The sequence below is a fragment of the Alloyangia pacifica genome (assembly GCF_020524285.1).
Lineage (GTDB): Bacteria > Pseudomonadota > Alphaproteobacteria > Rhodobacterales > Rhodobacteraceae > Salipiger > Salipiger pacificus_B.
The window spans coordinates 1-22824 of the sequence record NZ_JAIVKX010000030.1 but is presented as its reverse complement, the minus strand read 5'-3'; the positions used below and the strand labels follow the sequence as shown (position 1 = coordinate 22824).

Annotated in this window: 16 protein-coding genes and 1 pseudogene; 10 read left to right on the top strand and 7 right to left on the bottom strand. The window is 63.0% G+C overall.

Going from position 1 to position 22824, the window contains the following annotated elements; all coding sequences use genetic code 11:
* Positions 1–727: 727 nt before the first annotated feature.
* Positions 728–1543, bottom strand: coding sequence for a helix-turn-helix transcriptional regulator (locus LC039_RS26445; RefSeq protein WP_226629845.1), 816 nt, complete (start codon positions 1541–1543; stop codon positions 728–730).
* A gap of 150 nt (positions 1544–1693) precedes the next feature.
* On the opposite strand from LC039_RS26445, the gene LC039_RS26440 reads away from it, so the two are divergent.
* From LC039_RS26440 to LC039_RS26415, 6 genes and pseudogenes are all read left to right on the top strand, one after another.
* Positions 1694–2824, top strand: a complete 1131-nt coding sequence (locus LC039_RS26440; RefSeq protein ID WP_226629844.1) for an ABC transporter ATP-binding protein — start codon at positions 1694–1696, stop codon at positions 2822–2824.
* Between the two features lie 41 nt (positions 2825–2865).
* Positions 2866–4020: an ABC transporter substrate-binding protein gene (locus tag LC039_RS26435; RefSeq protein ID WP_226629842.1), complete on the top strand. Its 1155-nt coding sequence runs from the start codon at positions 2866–2868 to the stop codon at positions 4018–4020.
* A 22-nt stretch (positions 4021–4042) separates the two neighbouring features.
* A complete protein-coding gene (locus tag LC039_RS26430; RefSeq protein WP_413463863.1) occupies positions 4043–4900 on the top strand; it encodes an ABC transporter permease in 858 nt (285 codons plus the stop codon).
* A gap of 16 nt (positions 4901–4916) precedes the next feature.
* Positions 4917–5723: an ABC transporter permease gene (locus LC039_RS26425; protein WP_226629839.1), complete on the top strand. Its 807-nt coding sequence runs from the start codon at positions 4917–4919 to the stop codon at positions 5721–5723.
* A gap of 22 nt (positions 5724–5745) precedes the next feature.
* On the top strand, positions 5746–6501 hold the full coding sequence (locus LC039_RS26420) for an SDR family NAD(P)-dependent oxidoreductase (RefSeq protein WP_226629837.1): 756 nt from the start codon (positions 5746–5748) through the stop codon (positions 6499–6501).
* 94 nt (positions 6502–6595) lie between these two features.
* A pseudogene (locus tag LC039_RS26415) lies at positions 6596–7207 on the top strand (transposase); the annotation flags it as partial.
* Positions 7208–7349: 142 nt separating this feature from the next.
* On the opposite strand, the gene LC039_RS26410 reads toward LC039_RS26415, so the two are convergent.
* The 4 genes from LC039_RS26410 to LC039_RS26395 all read right to left on the bottom strand — a co-directional run bounded on the left by LC039_RS26410 (position 7350) and on the right by LC039_RS26395 (position 12061).
* The gene (locus tag LC039_RS26410) at positions 7350–8627 is read right to left on the bottom strand and encodes a TRAP transporter large permease (protein ID WP_226629836.1); all 1278 of its coding nucleotides are present in this window, start codon (positions 8625–8627) and stop codon (positions 7350–7352) included.
* A 9-nt stretch (positions 8628–8636) separates the two neighbouring features.
* Positions 8637–9221 carry a TRAP transporter small permease gene (locus tag LC039_RS26405; protein WP_226629834.1) on the bottom strand — a complete coding sequence of 195 codons (585 nt, stop codon included), beginning with the start codon at positions 9219–9221 and terminating at the stop codon, positions 8637–8639.
* A 69-nt stretch (positions 9222–9290) separates the two neighbouring features.
* Complete coding sequence (locus LC039_RS26400; protein ID WP_226629833.1) at positions 9291–10280, bottom strand: sialic acid TRAP transporter substrate-binding protein SiaP; 990 nt, start codon at positions 10278–10280, stop codon at positions 9291–9293.
* 38 nt (positions 10281–10318) lie between these two features.
* Positions 10319–12061: an Ldh family oxidoreductase gene (locus LC039_RS26395; RefSeq protein ID WP_226629827.1), complete on the bottom strand. Its 1743-nt coding sequence runs from the start codon at positions 12059–12061 to the stop codon at positions 10319–10321.
* Between the two features lie 600 nt (positions 12062–12661).
* On the opposite strand from LC039_RS26395, the gene LC039_RS26390 reads away from it, so the two are divergent.
* Positions 12662–16573 (top strand): FG-GAP-like repeat-containing protein, encoded by a 3912-nt coding sequence (locus LC039_RS26390; RefSeq protein WP_226629822.1) that lies wholly within the window; start codon positions 12662–12664, stop codon positions 16571–16573.
* A 373-nt stretch (positions 16574–16946) separates the two neighbouring features.
* The gene (locus LC039_RS26385) at positions 16947–17729 is read left to right on the top strand and encodes a hypothetical protein (RefSeq protein ID WP_226629821.1); all 783 of its coding nucleotides are present in this window, start codon (positions 16947–16949) and stop codon (positions 17727–17729) included.
* 324 nt (positions 17730–18053) lie between these two features.
* Here LC039_RS26385 and LC039_RS26380 read toward each other — a convergent pair whose 3' ends face one another.
* The gene (locus LC039_RS26380; RefSeq protein ID WP_226629820.1) at positions 18054–19004 is read right to left on the bottom strand and encodes a tyrosine-type recombinase/integrase; all 951 of its coding nucleotides are present in this window, start codon (positions 19002–19004) and stop codon (positions 18054–18056) included.
* A 266-nt stretch (positions 19005–19270) separates the two neighbouring features.
* On the opposite strand from LC039_RS26380, the gene LC039_RS26375 reads away from it, so the two are divergent.
* Together LC039_RS26375 and LC039_RS26370 are read left to right on the top strand one after the other, a co-directional pair.
* Positions 19271–19948 carry a hypothetical protein gene (locus tag LC039_RS26375; protein WP_226629818.1) on the top strand — a complete coding sequence of 226 codons (678 nt, stop codon included), beginning with the start codon at positions 19271–19273 and terminating at the stop codon, positions 19946–19948.
* A 206-nt stretch (positions 19949–20154) separates the two neighbouring features.
* Positions 20155–20424, top strand: a complete 270-nt coding sequence (locus LC039_RS26370; protein WP_226629816.1) for a hypothetical protein — start codon at positions 20155–20157, stop codon at positions 20422–20424.
* A 491-nt stretch (positions 20425–20915) separates the two neighbouring features.
* On the opposite strand, the gene LC039_RS26365 is transcribed toward LC039_RS26370, so the two are convergent.
* A complete protein-coding gene (locus tag LC039_RS26365) occupies positions 20916–22178 on the bottom strand; it encodes a hypothetical protein (protein WP_226629814.1) in 1263 nt (420 codons plus the stop codon).
* Positions 22179–22824: the final 646 nt, after the last annotated feature.

Sequence of the window (22824 nt, the reverse complement as noted above, 5' to 3'; positions counted from 1 at the left end):
GCATCTCGCCAGTCTTCAACATCGAGATGACGTTGGCGCGAACGAGGCCCATCTCCTCGGCGATCTCGCGCTGGGTTTTGCCGCTGGCTTCGATGGCGGCGGCAATCATGCGGGCGGTGGGGCTGGTGGTCATGTCGAACCTCGTAGTCTTGTTGTGTTCGCCATAGTGATAGTCAGCGAGCTTGGGTCCGTCCGTGGTGAGCGGGCAGGATGTCCTAGGTGGGACGGGGTGTCCTAGAAGGGGCATGTCGGGGGTTGGTGGGGTTTCCGCTCGGAACCTTGGACTCTCCGCGCGACGTGACTTGAATGATAGCTACAGTCTCATTGGGAAGAATGGTACTTTTGTGCGGTTTGGGATGGCGCCAGCAGGCGGTAGCTTTCCGCCGGTGCCAGTCCAGGACTCGCCAGCGCTGCCTTGATTGGTGCGTAAAGCGGTGAGGTCAACGCCAAGACCTGCTCGCCGGGAATATAGATCAACCCATGCCCGGCAGCGGCGTTGCGGGCATAGCGCTCGATGACAAAGCCGTCATCGGCTACAATGGGCAGACGAGTGCGCGGAGCTCCAAAAAAGCGGCGCGGCGGCAGTGGCGATGACCAGCGGATGCGACGCGTTGGTTTCGCGATGGGTGTTTGAGGAAGAACCCGTCATGTCCGCGATTTAGACGGCCAATAGGGTGTCAAACGGGCGAAAACTAGCCGAGAAGTGAAACGATGAGTCCGCGCAACCTTAGTGAGCGATCTCTCCGAGATCTTCAAGCGACGACATGAACTTCGAGAAAAGCTCGCCCTGTGAGCTCACCCCCAGCTTGCCGTAGATATTGCGCCGATGGATGCGCACTGTGCCCGAGGCGATTCCCAGCGCCTGTCCCGTCGCCTCGGCGGAATGCCCCTTGAGCGTGTATTCCACGATTTCCGCCTCGCGCGGGGTCAGCAGGTTGCGCCCGAAGCGCTGGAACGCATCGTCGATGAGCTTGGGCAGACGCGGCCCCTCGCTGCCCGGCTGGCCCGCGAACTCTTCTATCAGCCCCGACCAATGGCGCTTCGCGCAGGCTTCGATGAAGGGGAAGATGGACTGAAGGTCGCGGAACTCCTTCGCCGAAAATGCCTTGAGTTCGCGCATTGCCGATATCACGACGCTTACGCCTTCACCGACGTCAACGATAAAGCCTATTTCTTCAGCAAGTCCGGTCCGCACATAGTAGTTCCGGAAGTATTCGGCCTGGTAGAAGCGGTCGGGCGCAAGCTCGCGCAGGCGCACCAGCCGGGACGTCGTAGGGGCGGCGGAGTGAAGGTAAAACGGGTCCAGGAGATAGGGGCCCTCCTGGTAGTCATCGACCATGATCCGGCGCTTTGCGGCGGGAAAATCGTCATATATATCAAGGGGTCGACGATCCTTGTGGTAGGCGAAGGTCACGGTGAACTCGAAGGGTACGACCGCGCGCATCGCATCGATCAGCGCCTTCGGAAAGCCCGGGGAGCCAAGGGTGGACACCGCCGCCGCGCTGGTCGAGATCCAGCTCTCTAAGTCAAATTTTCCAGCCATCTATGCCCTTTGTGGTATATACAACTAATTCTCGTTTGCCTACCAATTTAGAAAAATAAGGCATATGCCTCCTGACGCAAGGGCAAACAGTCTTGCCGGGGTGGAAGGGGCTAAATCAGGCCGGGGAGTACGATGATTCAGGAACCGCACATGACCGACACCACCACTCACGTCCGTGCGCCGGAGGCCGTGGCGGGATTTGTCGGTGCGACCAAGCGCTTTAGCGGTGTTCTGGCTGCAGATCGCATCGATCTGCGCATCCGGCGCGGCGAGTTCCTGTCGTTCCTCGGCCCCTCCGGCTGCGGCAAGACCACCATGCTGCGTATGCTGGCGGGATTCGAGAGTCCGACCGAGGGCGAGGTGCTGATCGACGGCCGCAATGTCTCGGCAGTGCCGGCGCACAGGCGCCCGGTCAACATGGTGTTCCAGCACTACGCGCTCTTCCCGCACATGACCGTGGCGCAGAACGTCGGCTATGGGCTGCGTCAGCGCCGCCCGCGCCTGCCGAAGCACGAGATCGAGATGAAGGTTGCCAAGACCCTTGCGACGGTGCGGCTGGCGGATTTCGGGCCGCGGCGGATCTGGGAGATGTCGGGCGGCCAGCAACAGCGCGTCGCGCTCGCCCGCGCCATCGTCAACGAGCCGAAGATCCTGCTGCTCGACGAGCCAATGGCGGCGCTCGACGCCAAGCTGCGCGGCGAGATGCAGCGCGAGCTCTTGGACTTGCAGCGCAGCCTCGGGATCACCTTCGTGCTGGTCACCCACGACCAGGAGGAGGCGCTCGCCATGTCCGATCGCATCTGCATCATGGGCAAGGGCCGGATCGCGCAGGTGGGCACCCCTCAGGAACTCTACGACCGGCCGCGCAGCCGCTACGTCGCGGATTTTGTCGGCAAGGCCAATATTGTCCAGGGCCGGATTACCGGCCGCCAGGGCGGCATGGCGCAGGCGGTTCTGGGCAATGGCGTGAAGGTCGTACTGCGCGACGAGCCGGGCGATGCGCGCCCCGTTGCCGAGATTGCCGTGCGCCCCGAGGCACTGGGTCTTGCCACCCGTGAAAGCGCTGTCCCCGAGGGAACAGCCGCTGTCCGCGCGCGCGTCACCCATCGCACCTTCCTGGGCGATCACACCGAATACCTGCTTGCGGCCGACGGGCTCGGCCAGATGCAGGTAAATGTTCCGCGACAGGCCGAAAGAGCCTCGGGCGGGCACGACGTGGGCGCATTGGTCCACGTCCTCTGGCCGGAGGGAACGGGTCTCGTTCTCGCCGCAGACGACTGAAGACATTCAAATAAGTCAAAGTCTAACAAGGGAAAAACGAGATGACAAATGACAATGCGCCGATCTCGCGCAAGGCGTTCATGGAAGAGCTGCGGCGCTACCAGAAGGGCTCGGTCACCCGCCGCCACTTCCTCGGGGTGACCGGTCTCGGCACCGCCGCGGCGGTCATGGGCGGCGCCATGCCGGGCCTGCTGCCGAGCCGCGCCCGCGCCCAGGACATCGGTGATCGCGTGGTGCTGGCGACCTGGCCGAACTACCACGACGCCGCCAACTTCGACGCCTTCACCGACGAAACCGGTGCCTACACCCAGGTCAACGTCTTCGGCTCGAACGAGGAGATGCTGGCGAAGATCCAGGCCGGCGGGTCCGGCTGGGACGTCTTCGTGCCCACCAACTACGCGATCCCGACCTATGTCGAGGCGGATCTCATCGAGCCTCTCGACCTGAGCAAGATCCCGAACTTCGACCCGGCGTCCTTCGACCCGCGCTTTGCCGATGCGGGCACCATCGACGGTGTGGTCTACGGCGTGCCGAAGAACTGGGGCACTACCGGCATCGCCTTCAACTCCGACAAGACCGGCGGCGTGGTGGACAGCTGGAAGGCCTTCTTCGACGGTGCCCGCGACAAGTGGGACGGCCGGGTGATGGTGCACGACTACCAGCTGACCACCATTGGCAACGCTCTGGTCTACCACGGCTTCTCCTTCAACTCGGTGGATCCCGAGGAGCTGGCGAAGGCCGAGAAGCTGCTGATCGACGTCAAGCCGCACCTCTACGCGATCTCTTCCGACTACCAGCCAGCGATGCGCAACGGCGATGCTTGGCTGACCATGTGCTGGACCGGCGACGGCAAACAGATGAACGTGGATATGCCCGAGATCGGCTTCGCGCTCGGCAAGGAGGGCGGCGAGATCTGGTCCGACTACTACGCGATCCCCAAGGACGCGCCCCACAAGGAAGCCGCCTACGCGCTGATTAACTTCCTGCTGTCACCGGAAGTGAACGCCAAGGAGGCGCTCGCCCACGGCTACCCGGTGGCCGACAGCCGCACCAACGCGCTGCTGCCCGAGAAGCTGCTGAACGATCCGATCATCTACCCGGCTGCTGAAGCACTCAGCCCGCTGGAGTTCGGCGCGGCGGTGACCCTGACCGACCCGAACCGTGCCGAGCTGATGGCGCGCTTCAAGTCGGCCTAAGAGCGAAGACGGAGACAGGACGATGACCATGACCCAATCCCGGGCGCGAGCGCTGCTGCTGACACCGGCAGGGCTTTGGTACGCGGCGATGCTGCTGCTGCCGCTGGCCGTCGTCCTGATCTTCTCCTTCGGCGAGCGCAGCGCCATCGGTGGCTATGCGCCCGGCTTCACCTTCGAGCAGTATGCCAACCTGCCGGCGCGTTTCGCGGCCTTCCGCAACACGCTGACGCTGGCACCGGTGGGCACCATCGCGGCGCTGCTAATCGCCTATCCGCTGGCCTACTTCTTGGCGGTGAAGGTTAGCCCGAAATGGAAGACCATGCTGCTGGTGCTGGTGATCGTGCCGTTCTGGACCTCGATCCTCATCCGCTCCTACGCGTGGATCTTCCTGCTCGGCGGCAAGGGTATCCCGGCGCTGCTGGAGACCATCGGCCTCGATGACGTGCGGCTGCTCAATACGCCCTTCGCGGTACTGGTTGGCATCGTCTACGGCTACCTGCCGCTGATGGTCTTCCCGATCTACGTGGCGCTGGAGAAGCTCGACAAGCGGCTGCTCGAAGCGGCAGCCGATCTCGGCACGCCGCCCTGGCGCGCCTTCCTGCAGATCACCCTGCCGCTGTCGATGCCCGGGGTACTGACCGGCTCGATGCTGGTGTTCATCTTGCTCATGGGCGAGTTCCTGATTCCCGCGATCCTTGGCGGCGGAAAGGTCTTCTTCGTCGGCAACGCGCTGGTCGATCTCTTCCTGCAGTCGCGCAACTGGGCCTTTGGCTCGGCGGTGGCAGTGGCGCTGGTGGTGATCATGCTGATCACCATCGGCATCTACTCCCGCCTCGTGAAGCGCTTCGGCGCGAGCCGCGACGACGTCGGCCTGATGTGATCCCCCGGAGACCCCTATGAAACTCTACGCCTGGGCGGTCTACGCCTTCCTCTACCTGCCGATCGGCATCATCGCGCTGTTCTCCTTCTCGGCCGGGCGCTCGGCCTCGCAGATGCAGGGTTTCTCATTGCAATGGTACGGCCGTGCGCTGAACAACCCTTTCGTGATGGAGGCTCTCTGGACCTCGGTGTGCGTGGCCTTCCTGTCGGCGCTGTTTGCGACGGTCGTGGGCACCATGGCGGCGCTGGCGCTGACCGGAATGCGCGGACGGACTCGCAAGGTCTTTGACCTGCTCGTGCAGATCGCGGTGATGATCCCCGGCATCGTCATTGGCATCGCGACGCTGATCGCGCTGGTCTCGGTCTTCGACCTGGTGAACCCCTGGCTGGAGCCGCTGACCGGCTGGAAGCTGTCGCTTGGCAGCGGCTCGCTGATCGGCGCGCACGGGCTCTTCACCATGTCGCTGGTGGTGCTGCTGGTGCGCGGCCGGATGGAGACGCTGGACGGTGCGCTGGTCGAGGCGTCGAGCGATCTTGGCGCAACGCCCATGGGCACCTTCTGGCAGGTGACCTTTCCGCAGGTCCTGCCGGCGATCCTCGCGGGCTTCCTGCTTGCCTTCACCTTCAGCTTCGACGATTTCATCATCGCCTTCTTCGTCGCAGGCGCCGAGACGACGCTGCCGATCTACGTCTTCTCGTCGATCCGCCGCGGTGTGACCCCCGAGATCAACGCGATCGGCACCATGGTGATGGCTGCCTCGCTGCTCATGCTGATCGCCGCGCAGCTGTTGCTGCGGCGCTCTCAGGCGCAAGCGCGCCGTTAATTCAAGATTTCAGGAGAGACCCATGCTGAAAGACCGTGTCGCACTGGTGACCGCCGCTGGATCGGGGATCGGCCGTGCCGGGGCCGTGGCCATGGCCCGCGAAGGCGCCTACGTGGTGGTGACCGATCTGCGCGAGGATTTGGCGGCCGAGACGCTGGCCGAGATCGAGGCGGTCGGCGGCCGCGGCATGGCGCAGGGCCTCGACGTGCGCGACGATGCGGCGGTCGAGGGCCTGATCGACAAGGTCGCTAAGGACCATGGCCGGCTCGACGTGCTGCATTCCCATGCCGGGGTTCAGATCGAGGGCAGGGTCGAGGACGTTACCCCGGTGCAGATGGATGCGGCATGGGCGCTGAACGTGCGGGCGCATTTCGTTGCCTCGCGGGCGGTGATCCCGCACATGCGGGCGCAAGGGGGCGGGTCGGTCATTATCACCGCGTCCAATTCCGGCTGCCAGTACGACCGGGGCATGGTCTCCTATGCCACCACCAAGCACGCCGCGGTGGCTATGGTGAAGCAGATGGCGGTGGATTACGCGCGTGAGAAAATCAGGTTTAACGCACTCTGCCCGGGGTTCGTCGACACCCCCTTCAATCTTGGGTTCGAGAAGCAGATGGGCGGGCGCGCGGCGCTGGAGAGCTATGTCGCCGACACTATTCCGATGGGCCGCTGGGCCAGCACCGAGGAGATTGCTGAGGGCATCCTTTACCTCGCTTCCGACCGTTCTGCCTTTGTCACCGGACTGGCGCTGGTGATCGACGGTGGAGAGGTCCTCTGATCCGGCGCGCTCCATACTGACGACCTTGTTGCATATACGAGCTCAGGGGGTTCATTGAATGAAACTGGTGGGTTAGTGCGGGCCCACGCCGAATCTGTCCCCCACTCGCCAGCGCACGACGAATTGGTCCGCTCACAATGCTGCGCTGTGGTGCCTTGGTTCACAGTCTGTCTGTTTCGAGGCGGAGGCGGTTTAGCACGCCAAGCAGACCGGTAAGCGGGGGGGGGGGCGGCCTGAGACGTTCTCGGATGCCGTTGCTCAGGCGTGCCTCACACTGAAGATGCTCTTCGGTCTTCGGTCTTCGGCTTCGACAGACGGTTGGTTTGGTCGAAAGCCTGATCAGGATGACGGGCCTCGATTGGCCGGTGCTGGACTATTCGTCGCTGTGCAGACGGCAGGCGCGGATCGGGGTGTAGGCCCCGTTCTGCCATTCCGGCAAGCCTTTGAGCGTCCTTGTCGTATCTTGGGATATCGCTCCGCAATGCCCTGTCGGGCAGTGGACAGCACCGGGGTCAAGTTCCGCGATGGTGGCGAATAGCTGGCCCGTAAGCATGGGCCGTCGCGTTGCAGGCAATAGACGAAAGTCCATGTCGCCGTGGATGCTGAGACCGGCGACAGACGCGCGAGCGAGTTCACCTCAAGTCGCCAGGGCTACAGTCCGTTTCTGCTGGAACTACTGCCACAGATCCTGGAGGGCGAGACGATCGGTGCAGATCCAGACCCGCATCGCCATCAGGGATTGTTTCCGGGCCCTCCGCGGCGCCGAGATCATGGCTGTCGCCCGAACAGCCTCCGAACAGGTCAGCTTCAGCCCAAACCCCTGTTTTTTTTCGCAATGTCCGCGTAAATCAGCGATAGATGAGCGTCGGCAGCCACATGGTGATGCCCGGCACAAAGGTCACGAGCAGCAGCACCAGCACCAGCGGGATCAGGAAGGGCGCCGTGCCGGACAGCGCGCGCTCGAAGGGTATGTTGGCGACCCGGCTCAGCACGTAGAGCACCATGCCGACGGGCGGCGTCAGCAGGCCCAGCATCAGGTTCAGCACCATGATCACCCCGAAGTGCACCGGGTCGACCCCGAGTTGCACCGCGACAGGCAGCAGGACCGGCACGAGGATGGTAATCGCCGCCACTGTCTCCATGAAGCAGCCGACGACCAGCAGGACGAGATTGATCAGCAGCAGGATGACCCAAGGGTTGTCCGATGCCCCGAGCAGCAGGCTCGCCGCCATCTCGGGCACCCGGTTCGAGGTGAGAATCCAGGCGAAGATCGAGGCCGCGCCGACCACCAGCAGCACCACGGCGGTGGTCTCGATGGTGTCGTAGCTGACCCGGATCAGGCGGCGCAGGGTAAGCGTGCGGTAGACCACCGCCCCGAGGAAGATCGCATAGGCGCAGGCGGCCACCGCGGCCTCGGTCGGGGTAAAGGCCCCCGTCAGGATGCCGCCGACGATGATCACCGGGGTGAGCAGCGATAGGAAGGCGCGCTTGAAACTGAGGGCGAGGATCCGGATCGCGAAGGGCTGGTCGCGCTTGAACCCGTCGCGGCGGGCGAAATAGGCAACCATGAGCATCAGCGCCACGGCCATGACGATCCCCGGGATGAAGCCCGCGGCAAAGAGCTGGCCGATCGAGGCGCTTGCCACCACGCCGTAGATCACCATCGGCAGCGAGGGCGGGATGATCGGCCCGATGGTCGAGGATGCGGCGGTTATGCCGACGGCGAAGTCGGTCTTGTAGCCGGCGTCGCGCATCGCCTTGATCTCGATCGCGCCAAGCCCGCCGGCGTCGGCCACCGCCGCGCCGGACATGCCGGCAAAGATTACCGAGGCGCCGACGTTCACATGGCCTAGGCCGCCGCGCATCCAGCCGACCAGCGCCAGCGCGAAGTTGAAGATCCGCTCGGTGATCCCCGCGGTGTTCATCAGGTTGCCCGCGAGGATGAAGAAGGGCACGGCGAGCAGCGGGAAGCTGTCGACCCCGTTCACCATGCGGTGCGCCACCACCATCGGCGGCACGGTGCCCGACAGGATGAAGGCGAGCGAGGCCCCCGCCAGCGCAATGGCGACCGGCACGCCCACCAGGATGAGCACGAAGAGCAGGACGAAGAGAAGCGTGATGGTCATGTCCGGGTCCTAGTCGATGGCGCGGGTTTCATCCGCATGGGCTTCGGGGTCGATAAGCCGGCTGGAGCCACTCGAAAGGTGCCGGACGCCGTTGATCGCGGAATGGATCGCCATGCCCGCGAAGCAGAGGGCAACGAACCAGTAGACGTAGGACTTCGGCACATCGATCGAGACCATCATGCCACCGGTGCGGGTGGCGAGCTGCCCCGAGAGATAGGCGAGCGTGGCGAAGAACCCGGTGGTGATCAGGTCGATGACGCTCTGCATCACCCGGCGGGCTGGGCGCGGCACCCATCGGTAGAGAAATTCCACCGCGATATGGCTGTGCTTGCGCGCCGCCATGACCGAGCCGGCAAAAGTCACGGCGATTAGCAGGTAGCGGGCGATCTCCTCGGTCCAGCCGAGCGAGTCGTTGAGCACGTAGCGGGTGAAGAACTGCAGGAAGACCACGAAGGCCAGCACCCAAAAGATGCCCAGCACCAGCGCGTCCTGCCAGCGGATGTCGGAGAGGTCGATCTCCTCCGCATCCTCACCCGAGATGTGAATGGACAGGTCCTCGGGGCCGGTCTTTTGCGGATCGGTGTCGTCGTACATGGCGGCGTCTCGCATGTGGAACAGTTGGCCGGGGGCGATAGGCGCCGCCCGCCGGCACGTGAATCGGGCTTACTGGCCGATGGCCTGCAAGCGGTCGTAGGTCTCCTGGTCCCAGGTCGCCATGTCGCCGTTGTGCACTGCCTTCACCGCCTCGATGAACGGGCCACGGTCGACCTCATTGACCGTCACGCCTTCGTCGATGAACCAGTCCTTAAGGCTGTTTTCGGCGTCGATCACCTGCTCGGTGGCGCAGCTGGCGGTGTTGTCGAGCACCTGCTCGAGCGCCGTCTGGTCCTCTTCCGAGAGGCTGGTCCAGGTCGGCCCGCCGACGATGGTCAGCAGCGCGTCGGTGATGTGGCCGGTGAGGTTGATGTTGGACTGCACCTCATAGAATTTCTTGGCCTGGATGGTCGGAAGCGGGTTCTCCTGCGCGTCCACCGTGCCCTGCTGCAGGGCAAGGTAGACCTCGGCAAAGGCGATCGGCGTCGGGTTGCCGCCGGTTGCCTTGGGGAACATCATGTAGAGCGGTGCGTTTGGCACGCGGATCTTCAGCCCCTCCATGTCCGCCGGGGTCAGGATTGGCTTGTTCGACGTCACGTGGCGCTGGCCGTAGTAGGTCAGCGAGGTGACGTGGTTGCCAGTGGCATCCGCATAGCCCTGGGTCAGCTCGTCGAAGAGGTCCGAATTACGAAAGGCGTCCCAATGCGCATAGTCGCGGAACATGAAGGGCGCGCCGCCGATGGCGAGCGGACCGTAGTAGCGCCCGGCGAACAGTTGACCCGTGTAGATGATGTCCACGGTGCCGAGGCTCAGGCCCTCGTTGATGTCGGACTCCTTGCCCAGCGTCGAGGCCGGGAAGACCTCGATGCCGAGGCGGTTGTCGGTGGCCTGCATCAGCGCGTCATTCGCGGCCACCGCGCAGGTGTGATAGGGCTCGGCGGTCTCGTAGACATGCGCGAACTTCAGCACCCGCTCGGCCTGCGCCGATGCCGGCAGCGCAGCGCCGAGCGCCACCGCCGCGGTGGTCAGGAATGCCAGTGTCGTCGTGATCCGGGTCATTTGGTTCTCCTCCCTAAATTCCCAAAACTTGGACCTTCTCAGCCGCCCACCACCTCCAATGGCGGGATGCCTTTTTCTTGCGCGAAGCGCGCCAGCGCCTCGACGGCCGTCTGGTCGAGCGTTATGCCCTGCACCAACCGCCGCTTGCCTTCCGCCCATTCCCGGTCGCCCGCAGCGATGACCTCTGCGCCCTGCGCCGCGGTGGAGCCACGGATGGCGTCTCGGTAACGACGGATCGTGCCGGTAAAAATCTCGAGCCCGGCGAAGGCTGCCGGGTCAAAGGCCATGACGAAGGCGCCGAGCCCGCGTGGGGTCGCCATGTCGTCGGAAATCATGCCGGGCAGCTCGAAGCTTAGCGGCGCACCGGAGAGCGCGGCGCTGAGGATCTCGGAGATCCCCGCCAACCCTGCGCCCTTGTAGCCGAACTCGCCGCCGAGTGGCGCGAGCATCTCGGCGAACTCGGGATCGGTGACATTCTCGCCGAGACCGTTCGAGGCGGTATCGACGGGCAACTCGATGCCAAGTGCGCGCGAGAGTTGCACCTTGTTGAAGGGGATCGCGCTGGTCGCCATGTCGAAGAGCCAAGGCTCTTCGCCTTCACCAGCGGGGCCAGCCATCGAGATCGGGTTGGTGCCATGAAACTTCTGGGCCCCGCCGTGCAGGCGCACGAAGCTGTCGGAGTTGCAGAAACAGAATCCCAAGAGACCCTCTTCGGCGATGGCGCGCGCGTAGGCCCCCGCCGCGCCGAAGTGAGAACTGGCCCGGATCGCCACCGCGCCCGAGCCGCTGGCGCGGGCCAGCGCCACGGCCTTGTCGACCGCGGCATAGGTGGCGCGAGCCCCGTGCGCATCGCCGCCGTCGAGCAGCGCGGCACCAGTGCCTTCGCGAACGAAACGCAGGTCTGGCGCGGGATTCAACCGGCCTTTGGTAAAGCCTTCGAGGTAATGCGGCAGCAGCCTGTAGCCATGGGTATCGACACCCAGCGAAGAGGCATGGCTGAGCGCACGGATCACCGCCGCTCGGGTCGGGCCATCGCAGCCCGCGGCCGTCATCGCCGCCCCGGCGAACCGCTCCATGTCGGCCTGCATCACGCGTGCAGGTGGACGCGGTGGCGCACTCACAGCGCTCTCCTGCGCAAGGTAGTTCTGCGTGGTGTCGCGGATGTGTCTGCGCATCAGGGTCTCGGCCGCCTCGATGTCGCTCTTGGCGACCAGCGCGGCGAGGCGCTTGTGCTCCGTGAGGGAGCGCTCGTTCAGCTCGTGCTCGCGGCTCAGCTTATTGCGCAGCGCCTGGATGCGAAAGGACAGCATGTGATGCGTCTTGTCCAGGTAGATGTTGCCGCATTCGGCAAAGATCGCATGGTGAAAGGCGTTGTCGAGCAGCTTGTAGCTGCGCGCGTCACGGGTGGCGAGCGCCTCGGCCATCCGCTCGGTGATCTCGCGCAGGCGGGCGGCGAGCGGCAGGGCGCGGCGGGCCATGGCGAGGCGCAGCGCTTCGGTTTCGAGCATTTCGCGCAGCTCGCCGAGACTTCGAATGTCTTCCTGCGACATCTCGAAGACGCGCGGGCTGCGGTTCGGCCTGGTGGTGATCATGCCCTCGCATTCGAGCTGCACCAGCGCCTCGCGGACGGGGATCTTCGACATGCCCAAGCGCGCGGCCAGCTCGGATTCACGCAGCGCCGAACCCATTGGCAGATCGCCGGAGATGATCTGGTCCCGGATCGCATCGCGGGCCCGGTCGGACAGTTTCGGCGTGCCCTCACGCAAGGTCGCTGCATCCACGGTTGTGCCTCCTCCACATGATCAATTCGTATATGGTATACCAATGATCGGTCAACTGTGATCTTAGTTGCTTACCGCGAGCATCATTCCGAATGAACCACTCTGGAAGTGGTTCATTCGGAATGATGCTCGGCGAACTGGCACTGCGTCTTAGCACAGGCGTCGATGGCTTTGTCGATGAGGCGGGCGGTGGTGGTATCGCTCATGTCGAACCTCGTCGCTTTGTTGCGTTCGACAGAGTGAAGGTCAGCGCGCTTAGGCCCGTGCGTAGTGGTGAACCGGAGGTCCTAGGTAGGGTGCGGGTGGCAAATGGGGCTATGCAGGATCACGGTCGGGAATAGGTCCTTTGCTAGCAACGAGATCACCACTCACCTGTGCAGGGATCAGTCATGTTGAACCTCGTCGACTTGGTCCGTGATGCCCGATCGGGATCGTTCCGTGGGCAAGCGCTAGGAGACAGTGCTGGCACAAACCTGCTGGTCTTGGGATGCCACAAATTGACGGTTCCGCCGAATCTTCTCCGGTGAGCAAAATCACATATTGATTGTGGAATTTATTGGTGCGCTTCAGATTCATCAATTTCATTGGAGGCCCAACGCCATGGCAACAACTTCTGAGGGAACCTCGCGTTTCGATCCGCCGAGCTTTTGGTATTTTACCGAAATCCTGCCTGGCAGAACCGAGATCGAGTGGCTCGGAGCTTTGCAGGGGTTCGACTACACCATCAATCCGCATGCCTCCGGGGGCGCGTATGCCGAGGCGCTCTATGACGTGTCTTATGCTGCCGGCGTCTTCGAGGGGCCCGCAGGCCTTTATGACCTGACGCTTGGCTACATGGATGAGACCGACGGGGTCTCCTACATGGAGGTCCTCGTCAACGGCAGGGTGGTCTCTTCCTTTGAATGGGACAAGCCGGATGGCACCGCGATCGTCACGCCAGCGACCCGGGCCGCACATTTGGTGGCCGGGATCGTGCTGGCGCCGGGGGACGTGATCGATCTGCGCGGCGCCCAGGACGGCGGCGAGCCGCTGCGCACCGACTATCTCGACATCGCTGCCAGCCCAAGCCCGGCACAGGGCGAGAGCTTCGTGATCGAGGCCGAGGCCCTGGAAATTCTCTCGGGCTTCAGCGTGGTGGACAACGGCGCGGCCTCGGGTGACCAGATGCTGCAGCACACGGAGAACCTCGAGGCACGGGCGGTCTACGAGGTGCAGCAGCGCGGCAGATTCGATTTGACCCTCGGCTATTTCGACGAGACCGACGGGGTGTCCTTCCTGCAGGTGCTTCTGAACGGCGAGCAGATCGCCGCCTTCGACTGGGACTCGGACCAGGGCGCCGCAATCGCCAGCACCGCGAGCCGCACCGAGAGGCTTTTGGCGGGGCTCGATCTGGAGGTGGGGGATCGTCTCGAATTTGTCGGCATTGGTGACGGCGGCGAGCCGCTGCGGCTCGACACGCTCGCCTTTACCCGGGCGCTGGAGACGGTCGATTACGACCCCTTCCTGTCCGAGCTCGCGAACGTCGAGATGGCGGTGCGCCGGGGTGCTCACGTGGCGCTTTTGACGCCGCTCGAGGACGAGAACCGCTATGACGACGAGGTGCTCTATCGCATCGTCGACGCGACCGACAGGGGATGGGAGTTCTACGCGCTGCTGACTGCGCAGGAGCCGGGGCTGCACCCGGTCTATTCCATTGATGGGCTAGGCACCTTTGCCGTGGTCGAGCGGACGATCGGTGCGGGCGGGGGATACTTGGGGCAGACCGGCATCGAGATGTGGGCCGCCCCCTATTTCGATGTTTACTTGCATGATCGGCTGCGGGACACGGGTCTCTATGACCATGTGCCCTTCTATGAGCTGGGCCGCAATTTCTGGTTCTACGGGGCCGGGCTCGGAGCAATACCGGTCGACGTGGCGACCAGCTACGCGGTGACGATGCAGTATTACGCCATGGACTTTGCGGGCGTGGAGGGGGCGCCGTTCGGCACGCTCACCTGGCCGGAGATCCGGGCGGAAATCCTCGACGACCTAAGTCAATACTACCTGCAGGACCCGACGCTGGACTGGAGCAATACCATCGAGATCAACGCGGCACCGGACTGGCCCGGGGCCTATGCCGACTGGAAGGGCAGCGATCTTCTTGCTTCGCTGTTCGCTCGGATGATGGAAGATTTCGGTATCGAGGCCTACGGCCGGATGTGGCAGCTCATCGGGCAGGCGTCCTACACCTTCAATGCTGATGTGGCGGCCGAGAACTTCTTCAGCGCCGCGATGGAGGCGACGGGTATCGACTACCACTTCCTGCGCAAGCAGGGCGGAGAGGACTTTGTCATCGGAAATGACGGGCAGAACGCTCTTCAGGGCCCGGAAGCGCCGAGTGCCCCGCTCGTGATGCACGGCTTTGCAGGCGATGACCACCTCGAGAGCCGCACGGCGTGGAACAGCCCCGGCGCATTGCTTTTCGGTGGCGGAGGAAACGATAGTCTTGTCGCGGGCCTTGCTGGCGATACCCTCGTCGGAGGTATGGGAAACGACGTTTTGGAGGGCCTCGATCGCAGGGCCTACCTCTACGGCGGTGATGGTGATGATTGGCTGTCGTCGGCTGGGCATCTTTACGGGGGCGCCGGCGCCGACACCTTTGCGTTGGGCGGCCTTGTCAACGGGTTCGCCAGTAGTAACACGTATGTTCACGATTACGAGCCCGGGCTGGATGTGGTCGATCTCGGAGGGCATCCGATCGAATTCGCCTCCGAGACGGAAGGCGGCGTGCTGCTCCGCATCGATCTCGATGCATTGGACGGCGACAACGTCTACGTGATGGGCGTTGATGATCTGGAGGAGATCGCCTTCGCCAACCTGTCTGGTGGTCCGATCCCTCTGCGCTATGAGGCGGAGGACATGGAGATCGTCTCGGGCTTCGAGGTGGTCCGCAACAGCGTCGCGTCCGGAGATCATTACCTGGAGCATAGGTCCTTGGGAGAGGCGCATGCGCGCCTGCAGGTGGCGCAGAACGGGGCCTTCGACATCACCGTCGGTTATTTCGACGAGAGCGATGGCGTGTCGTCGCTGGCGATCTTGCTGAACGGAGAAGAGATCGCGGCCTTTGACTGGGATGACGACACGGGCAGCGCGCTGGCGAGCCGCGCGAGCAAGACGGAATTCACCTTGGAAGGGTTGGTCCTCTCGGGTGATGACGTCTTCGAGTTGGTCGGCCATGGCGACGGTGGCGAGCCGCTGAGGGTAGACTATCTCGAGTTGACCCCGACGACCCTGCCGGGTTCGACCGATATCTGGTTTGAGGAGGTCAGCCCAGACGGTGTCGGAAATCGTGTGATGATCGGGCGCAACGACGGGACAGGCGCCTTCACGGAGATCGATCCCGGGGTCCGTTCGGATGGTCGATCGGTGCTAGCTGTCGATGTGGACGGAGATGGCGACGATGATTTCGTCGAACTGGGCGGCCCGCAGTCGCTCGACGGCATCGTCGAGATCCCTCCTCGGGACGTCGACGCAGTTCCTGTCGAGCTCGACTTCTCCTTCACGATCCACGAAAATATTGGCGGCGGGCAGTTCGTCATCTCCGAAAGCTACGACCTGCGGATCGAGTTGCCGCTCCAGAGGTTCATCCTTGAAAACGGCTTTCTTACCCTCCCGGAGGAACTGTTAGATATCCAGGACGCGGCCGATGCGGATGGGGATGGTGACATCGATCTGCTCGCGACAAGCTACATCTCCGAATCGCTCCTCATTTTCGAGAACGACGGCGCGGGGCATTTTCAGGTCATGGCGCGCAGTGACGCCACTCCTCTTGGCGCCGACGGCAATGAGGCCTTGTTCATCGACTTCACCGGAGACGAGGCGCTGGACGCGATCGTGGCGACCGATGGCAACGACTCTCCCGGTCTGTGGCTCTGGATCAACGATGGCAGCGGTCATCTCGTCTATGGTGGCGTCTCCGGCGGAGCAGAAGATTCCGCGGGTGACCCGCAGGTCGTCGACCTTGACAGTGACGGCGATCCGGATGCCTTGTTCATTGGCGGAGGAGAGGGGCACGGCATTTACTTCCTGCTCAACGACAGCATCCGCTCAGCTCCCAACATCGGGTTGGGCGACTTCGCATCTGTTGGCTCGGCGCGCGCAGCCGATTTCGATGGGGACGGCAAAACCGAGATCGTCGCCGCAGGCCTCTCGCAAGGAGACGACATGCCGCCTGGACTCCGGCTCTTCGAGGCCGTGCTTTCGGAGGACAGCGTTGATTTTGTCGAGGCCAGCTACGATCCGCGCTTCAGCGGCAACGTGAAGGCGCCGGCCGACTACGATCTCGATGGCGACATTGACCTTTTGCTGCCCCAGGGCAGTCCCGAAGGATATATTGTCACCCTGTTGCTGAACGACGGGAAAGGGCGCTTCGAGGATGGTGGGGAGATCATCGCGCCTTTTCCCCCAGCTGAATATTCCTGGGGAGTGCAGATCCATCAGGGCCACTTCGTCGGTCAGGACTTTCTTTTCTGAGGTTGGATGGGCTTTTCATCAGGGTGGTGATGTTCGCAAGCTGTGAGACTCGCATGCGTTACGGTCCCGGTCTTCTTTTCCTCGGTTATTGTAACAAGCAGAGCATGATCCCGGGCGCCATGCTGAGGACACCGCACCTGAGGCGTGACTCGCAATGGCCGCAGCCCGACCACTACGGCGCCGGCCTCCTTGATGTTCGATACCCCGGCGGCTCTTGCCGTTTTCATGCGACTGCGAGCTCCCGCTCCATAGCACGTCGTCGAAAGGATCTGGGCCAGCCCCGGCGCCGGGTGTCCTTGAAGGTGTTGGTGCCTGCTTGTTCGCGTTTCGCAAATGCTTTAGCCGATCCCGGAAAGGCATGAAGGGGCGGGTCATGGCAAAGACCATTGAGGTTCTTGAGGTTGGTGATCTGCGTTTCCTGACAACGCACCGCACGCTTGCCCTCGTCGCGCGCACATTGAGCGCCAGTCTCGCCACCGTCCCGGAGAGTTTCAGCCCCACCGACATCTGGCTGGGTGCACATCGCGCGCATCGTGTCCCGAAGACGCGTGGGCGCCGGCTCGTTGTCGTGCAGACCGAGCAAATTCTGGATGCCAGGGGCCAGGTTATCGAGACCAAGTTGACAAGGCGGCGTATCGCGCGGCTGGCGCTGAGGGCAGATCTCTTCGTGGACTGGAATCCGCAGAATCGCGCATTCTACGGCCTGCTGCCGCGCCTGGCGCCCCGGCGCTTCCTGTTCGGTCCTTATGTCTTTGGCACGGGCGCGCGCGCCCAAACCCCGGGCGAGGGGCTCATATTCGTCGGAAACCTCAATGCAGAGCGGCAAGCCAAGCTCGGGCGCCTCGCGCAGGTTCGCGCACTTTCGATGAAGGCGGGCCTCGAAGAGATCGATGTTGCGATCGCCTCGGGCGCTGCCATGCTCAACCTTCACTCTTTGCCGGGGGCCTACACAGAGGTGCCGAGAGTGCTGATGGCTCATCTTGCGGGCAAGCCGCTGGTCTCAGAGCCACTCGCGCCGCCGTTCGAGGCCGGGGAGAGTTATATGCTGCCGGAGGCGCCCCTTACCGCCGAAGGTCTGGCGCACGTCTGGCAGGGGCTCAACGCCGTGGCCGCCCGCTATCCGATCGCCGAGATGCTCCGGAGCCGGCGCGGGTGATAGCTTAGCTGAGGGCGTGACGCAGAGCGAAGGTGCAAGGGTGGATCCCATAGCGCCACGTCGGCGCGTGGCGCCTGTGCGGTAAGCCTGGCGCGCGTGAAGCTTACGCGCTTCGACGGGCAACAAGCCATCATCATAGTCTTCTTTGGAAGAAGTGGTGCCCGGGGGCGGAATCGAACCACCGACACGAGGATTTTCAATCCGTCCTGTATGATCACGCGAGCTTGCGCGCCGGGGCAGGGTTTCAAGAAAGAGAAGGGCGGGCAGGGCGCTGATATCACGCCCGGCTGCCCGCCCGCATTCATCCGCCGATGGAGTTGATCGCTATGCGGCCATCAGATCGCTCTCGAGTTTCTCGAACATCGATACGTCTTCCTCGGCGTTCTCGAAGAGGTGACCGTAGACATCCATCGTCATGTTGATCGAGGCGTGCCCGAGCAGGGTCTGAATCTTCTTCGGATTCCAACCCTGCTCGATGAACAGCGAGGCCGCGGCGTGGCGAAGGGCATGCAGCCCGAACTTCGGCTCGCCCGCGTCGTTGACGATGCCGTTCGCGACCAGCATCGGCTTGAACACGCGATTGTAGATGTTGGCGTAGTTCTGGATCTTGCCCGCGCCGTTCGGGAAGACGAGACGCTGAGCGGTCTCGGGAACCTGGCCCCGCCACTGCTCGAGAGCTTCCTTCACGCTAGGGGCCATCGGGATGTCCCGGTAGCCAGCGCGGCTCTTCGGCTTTCCGAGGACGCAGTGCTCATCGGCGCGCTGACGAACATGCGCGAGGCCGCGATCGAGATCGACGTTGTCCCAGGTCAGACCGCGCAGCTCCGAGATGCGCATGCCGGTGAAGATTGCGGTGATGAACATGACGCGATGCGATGCCGGCGCGTTGTCGATGATCAGCTTGATCTCGTCTTTCGTCGGGATGATCCGCTCGTCCTGCTCGGTGCGGCGATGGCGGCGCATCTTCACGTCGGAGGCGACGTTGTGCTCGATCCATTCTCGCTCGACGGCCTCGGAGAGCGCGGCGCGCAGGCTGACCATCACCTTGCGCACTACAGACTTGGAGACCCCGTCGTCGAGGAGTTCGTTCATGAAGTCGCGGACCTGGCTGCGGGTGAGTTCGGTGAGCAGAAGACTAGCGATCTTCGGTTCAATGTGGACCCGGGCGTGGCTGCGGTAGGCCTTGAGCGTGGAGCGCTCGAGCCCGTTGCGCTCGCAGGTCTTGAGCCAGCTCTGGCAGGCATCAGCGACGGTCTTGTCTTGGGGGCGGGGCATGTCGGCCTCTTCTTCGTTGCGATGACTACATTATACCCTGGGTGGGCGCGTCCGTCGGGTGGAAGTCCACGACGTTCTCGAAAAAGTAATCAATCACAAACGCTTGCCGACCAAAATTTTTTCTCGCAGTCGCCGCCAGCATGGTTCCCGCACACATCCGGACAGAAAATCCGGATGCTGCTGTACGGGGTGACGCGCGATGTCATGATTGCAGTCGTCTCCGTAGTTGATGCGTAGACGCAATGGAAACTATTAGAGCATACGTCTTGGCGACCCACGGTCGCCGTAAGCTTCATCGGGATCACGCTGCGATCCGGCAGCAGATTCTGAACATCGATTACTTCTTGAAGGAGAATTATAGCTTGGAGACGAGCCGCTACCTGCACGACTACTGCCGGAACGTCAGTGGGTTGGCGTCATTGCCCAAACTCCAGACGCACCTGGCGACAGGGGGCATGGTGCTTCGGCGCCTCTTTCGGGCATGTCGGACGATGGAAGCGCGGGCGACTCTGCTCCGGGAACTATCGCCTTACTACTCGAACATCCGAGGCGTAAGGCAGGGTATGAGGTCACTTGAACAAGTTCCTGAATTTCATGCGAAGATGATTGTTCATGGCATGGGAGACCCAAAATTCGTCCTCGTTTCTCCAAAGCGAAAGCGCTCGTCGGCCGATCTCGCTGAGCAGACGTGCACTGCGACCGAGGCGTCTGCCCAAGCTCGATCCGGTGCCGCGCTCAAAGTGGCAAAGCAATTGGGAGAGGTGCGCGACAGGGTCGTGGCCAGCGGCGAGAAGGCGACGTTGGCGCGGATTGCGGAGCAGGCCAATGCCGATGGGCTTCGCACCACGCGCGGGTCACTCTGGCGGGCAGACACTGTGTCGCGGGCGCTGAAGCGGCTGGAGGAAGCGGTCGAACAGGCTGAGGCTTCACAGAACGACGCCTGAGCGTCGTCCCGTCGTCCGCGCTATCGCTGGGTAAGGCCAGCAGTCGGCGCGCACCTACGCGCACCTCAGAATGCTCTGGCGAGATGCCTGTTTGCGCGGAGCGCGGATGTTCTCAAGATCGCCGCTCGATCGTAGCCAAGAGCTTGACCGGGCGGGCCGCGCGAGCAAAGTGGAAGCCGAGCAGCCGCAGCCTGAAGGAGACCGCGATGGAAGATGAAGAGCCGAACCTCGTGACGTCGGGCAAGAGCCAGTCCGTCGTGATCGACGGTTTCCGTTTCGACATAGAAATCTACCGTCTGGAAGCCGACGACTTCTGGACGCTCGAGGTCGTCGACTATGAGGGGACGAGCCACGTCTGGGACGACCAGTTCAAGTCCGACAAGGAGGCCCGCAACGCCGCCCTCGAAGCGATCGAGAGCGAAGGCGCCATCGCGTTCATGCGCGGCGACAACGTAGTGCCCTTCCCGGGGAGCTGATGGGCGACCAGAGGTGGCTCGGAAGCGCCGAGGCGCAGGTAAAGCGCTACAAGGAGCGGGCTTGGTTAAAGCGACCGGTGCATTGGGTTTGTCCGTGCCCGCGCCGGACCTTGTAGGCGAGGCGGGGCCCTCCCGGCCACTTTTTCTGGCGTTTTTCGAGCGCGAAACGATGTCGGTCGCTCGTCTAGCCTGTCGCGCTCTGCGCCAACCTGGCTTGGCCCTTATGGGAGCGCGGTGATCTGTTGCGCCACGCGGGAAAGGTCAGTCACTGCTGACTGTATAAGGCAGCCTTCTCTCACGCCTTCTCTCAGACCTTTCCTTACTTCTTCCTCTCCTTCTTCTTATCTATTCCCTCGGCCCTTCAGCGGCTCCTCCATCCTCAGATCAGCTTCACCTTCTCGGGGAAGACGCAGAGACCGCAGAAGCCGGCAGGAAAAGACGGGCGACCGAAGGTGCGAAGCAAACGCGGCGGCGGTATCTTTCCTTTTTCCTCAACCTTTCCTGAACTGCTCTCCCATCTGCTTCAGCGCGCGGGCGACCCGATCGTTGAGGTCGCAGAAGACGACGCTGTGACCCCGGGGGCCGATCCGCCGAATTAGCCTACCGTCATCTCTCCGCGTGCCCATCGCCCGGTCGATCTCGTTCTTGCCCTGCTCGAACATCTTCAGCCCCATGACGCCAGTCTTCTTGAAGACCTCTACCTCTTCCGCCGTAGGCTTTCCGTCGCCTGCGTCACGAAACGTCGCGAACTCAAACGTGAAGAAGGCCTTGCGTAGGAGCTTCCAGCCTTTATGGGCGAAGTCATCCACCGAGAAGAGGTCGAGCTGCTCCGGGAGCGTAGCACCGACGAGGGTCTTGCTTTCGAGCGTGACCTCGATGCGAGACCGCCTGTCAGTGGGCGTCAGTTTCACTCGGGCCTCCCCGTTCCTATCCCTCATGTCCTCGACCTTGTCCTGCAGCCTGTAGTACATGGGGCGGCTCTTCTTACCGAGGTAGACCGTCGCGTTCACTGGCGCGGCGAGATGTAGGTTCGGGTCTGTCGCGGCGATGAGCAGCTTCGAGACCTGGTTGAGCTCTTTCGGCCGGCGCTTGCGCTTTGGCCACACGACTTGATGGTGCTTCTCGCCGTCGTGATACCTCAGCCAGTCGTGCTCATGCGTAAAGGCGCCGCTGGAGAAGATCTGCTGCGGGGCGAAGTGCTTGCGGAGCAGCTCGGACATCTGCACGCGGCGAAGGCCAAGCTCAAGCTCATCGCCGTCCTCCACCTTACTAAAGCGCGGATGTATGTCGATGGCGAGCTCGAAGCCCATGACCCGGTGTTCCGCGCGACCGTTCTCGATCGGCACCTCATACTTGTGGGCCAGGAGCTCAAGGATTTTGATGAAGCGCGGGAGGCTGGGGTCCTGCAGCTTGATCTGGATCTCATTGGTGTATCTGCTTCCGCCCTTGACCATCGGATCGACCCTAGCGCCGCCAAGTTCGGGTTGGTCCAGACGTTTCTTGATAGCCCTCCCGACGTTCATTGTCGCGTGCTTCTTGGGCAGAGTGACGGCGATCGAGATCCAGTCGAGCACGGCGTTGAGCTTGTAGTTCGTAAGGTCGACCTCCGGCGTCGCCTTCAGTCTGCCGTCCGTGACGGGCTGCTTGCTGTCAACGGGCGCGAGCGTGTAACGCAGAGTGCGCCTGTCCGGGGCGAGCGCATCGACATCACGCGGCTGGGTCGTGAAGATCGGGATGTTGAAGGTGTGCTGCACGCCGGTCCTCGCTCGTTCGCCGGGGCGACCTATGGCCGACCCGCAAGCGCGGCAAGGCTGAAAAGCGATAAGGGCTCGAGATTTTTTCTCGACTTCACAGATTGGGCGTAGCGCGGCGTGATGCCCCAGAGGGGGTAGGGTATGTCGAACGATCTGATCGCGCTGTCGCGCGAATTTGTGAGCTCCGAGAGCTATGATTTGCGTGCAGTCGGGCTTGAAGCTTCGACGGGGTGCTACTCCGCCGATCGCGGCTGTGCACTGGTGCCACACGGCAGCGCCGAATCGCGGAGTGCTGGTTGCGTTCAGCGCGACAGGATTGCAATTGACGCCGCGGCATTCGTTAGTCCCGGTGCCGCGCCTGCTCGAGCAGGTTGGCGACGCGGTGCTTTCCCCGAGCGTCTTGAGCCGCGTCGCCTTTTCGCTTCTTCGGCGCGAACGGAGAGCTGTGCGGCATCTATCCGAAAGGATAGGTCGCAATACATAGTGGGCGCGCGACTCAACTCGACAAACGCATCGAGCGAGGTCAACCTAGGAGATGTCCGTGAGTGGACGTTTTGGCCGGAGGACCCTCCAGAACAGATCATCGGAATTCTCCCGGTGCTGAAGGTGACGGCAAACATTTCATCATATTGATTGTCCGATGCTA

Excerpts from the sequence above, each read along its gene's own strand:
- LC039_RS26440 (WP_226629844.1), top strand. The coding sequence starts at position 1,694 with ATGACCGACACCACCACTCACGTCCGTGCGCCGGAGGCCGTGGCGGGA.
- LC039_RS26435 (WP_226629842.1), top strand. The coding sequence starts at position 2,866 with ATGACAAATGACAATGCGCCGATCTCGCGCAAGGCGTTCATGGAAGAG.
- LC039_RS26410 (WP_226629836.1), bottom strand. The coding sequence starts at position 8,627 with ATGACCATCACGCTTCTCTTCGTCCTGCTCTTCGTGCTCATCCTGGTG.
- LC039_RS26400 (WP_226629833.1), bottom strand. The coding sequence starts at position 10,280 with ATGACCCGGATCACGACGACACTGGCATTCCTGACCACCGCGGCGGTG.
- LC039_RS26420 (WP_226629837.1), top strand. The coding sequence starts at position 5,746 with ATGCTGAAAGACCGTGTCGCACTGGTGACCGCCGCTGGATCGGGGATC.
- LC039_RS26425 (WP_226629839.1), top strand. The coding sequence starts at position 4,917 with ATGAAACTCTACGCCTGGGCGGTCTACGCCTTCCTCTACCTGCCGATC.
- LC039_RS26380 (WP_226629820.1), bottom strand. The coding sequence starts at position 19,004 with ATGCCCCGCCCCCAAGACAAGACCGTCGCTGATGCCTGCCAGAGCTGG.
- LC039_RS26385 (WP_226629821.1), top strand. The coding sequence starts at position 16,947 with ATGGCAAAGACCATTGAGGTTCTTGAGGTTGGTGATCTGCGTTTCCTG.
- LC039_RS26370 (WP_226629816.1), top strand. The coding sequence starts at position 20,155 with ATGGAAGATGAAGAGCCGAACCTCGTGACGTCGGGCAAGAGCCAGTCC.
- LC039_RS26445 (WP_226629845.1), bottom strand. The coding sequence starts at position 1,543 with ATGGCTGGAAAATTTGACTTAGAGAGCTGGATCTCGACCAGCGCGGCG.
- LC039_RS26405 (WP_226629834.1), bottom strand. The coding sequence starts at position 9,221 with ATGTACGACGACACCGATCCGCAAAAGACCGGCCCCGAGGACCTGTCC.
- LC039_RS26430 (WP_413463863.1), top strand. The coding sequence starts at position 4,043 with ATGACCATGACCCAATCCCGGGCGCGAGCGCTGCTGCTGACACCGGCA.
- LC039_RS26390 (WP_226629822.1), top strand. The coding sequence starts at position 12,662 with ATGGCAACAACTTCTGAGGGAACCTCGCGTTTCGATCCGCCGAGCTTT.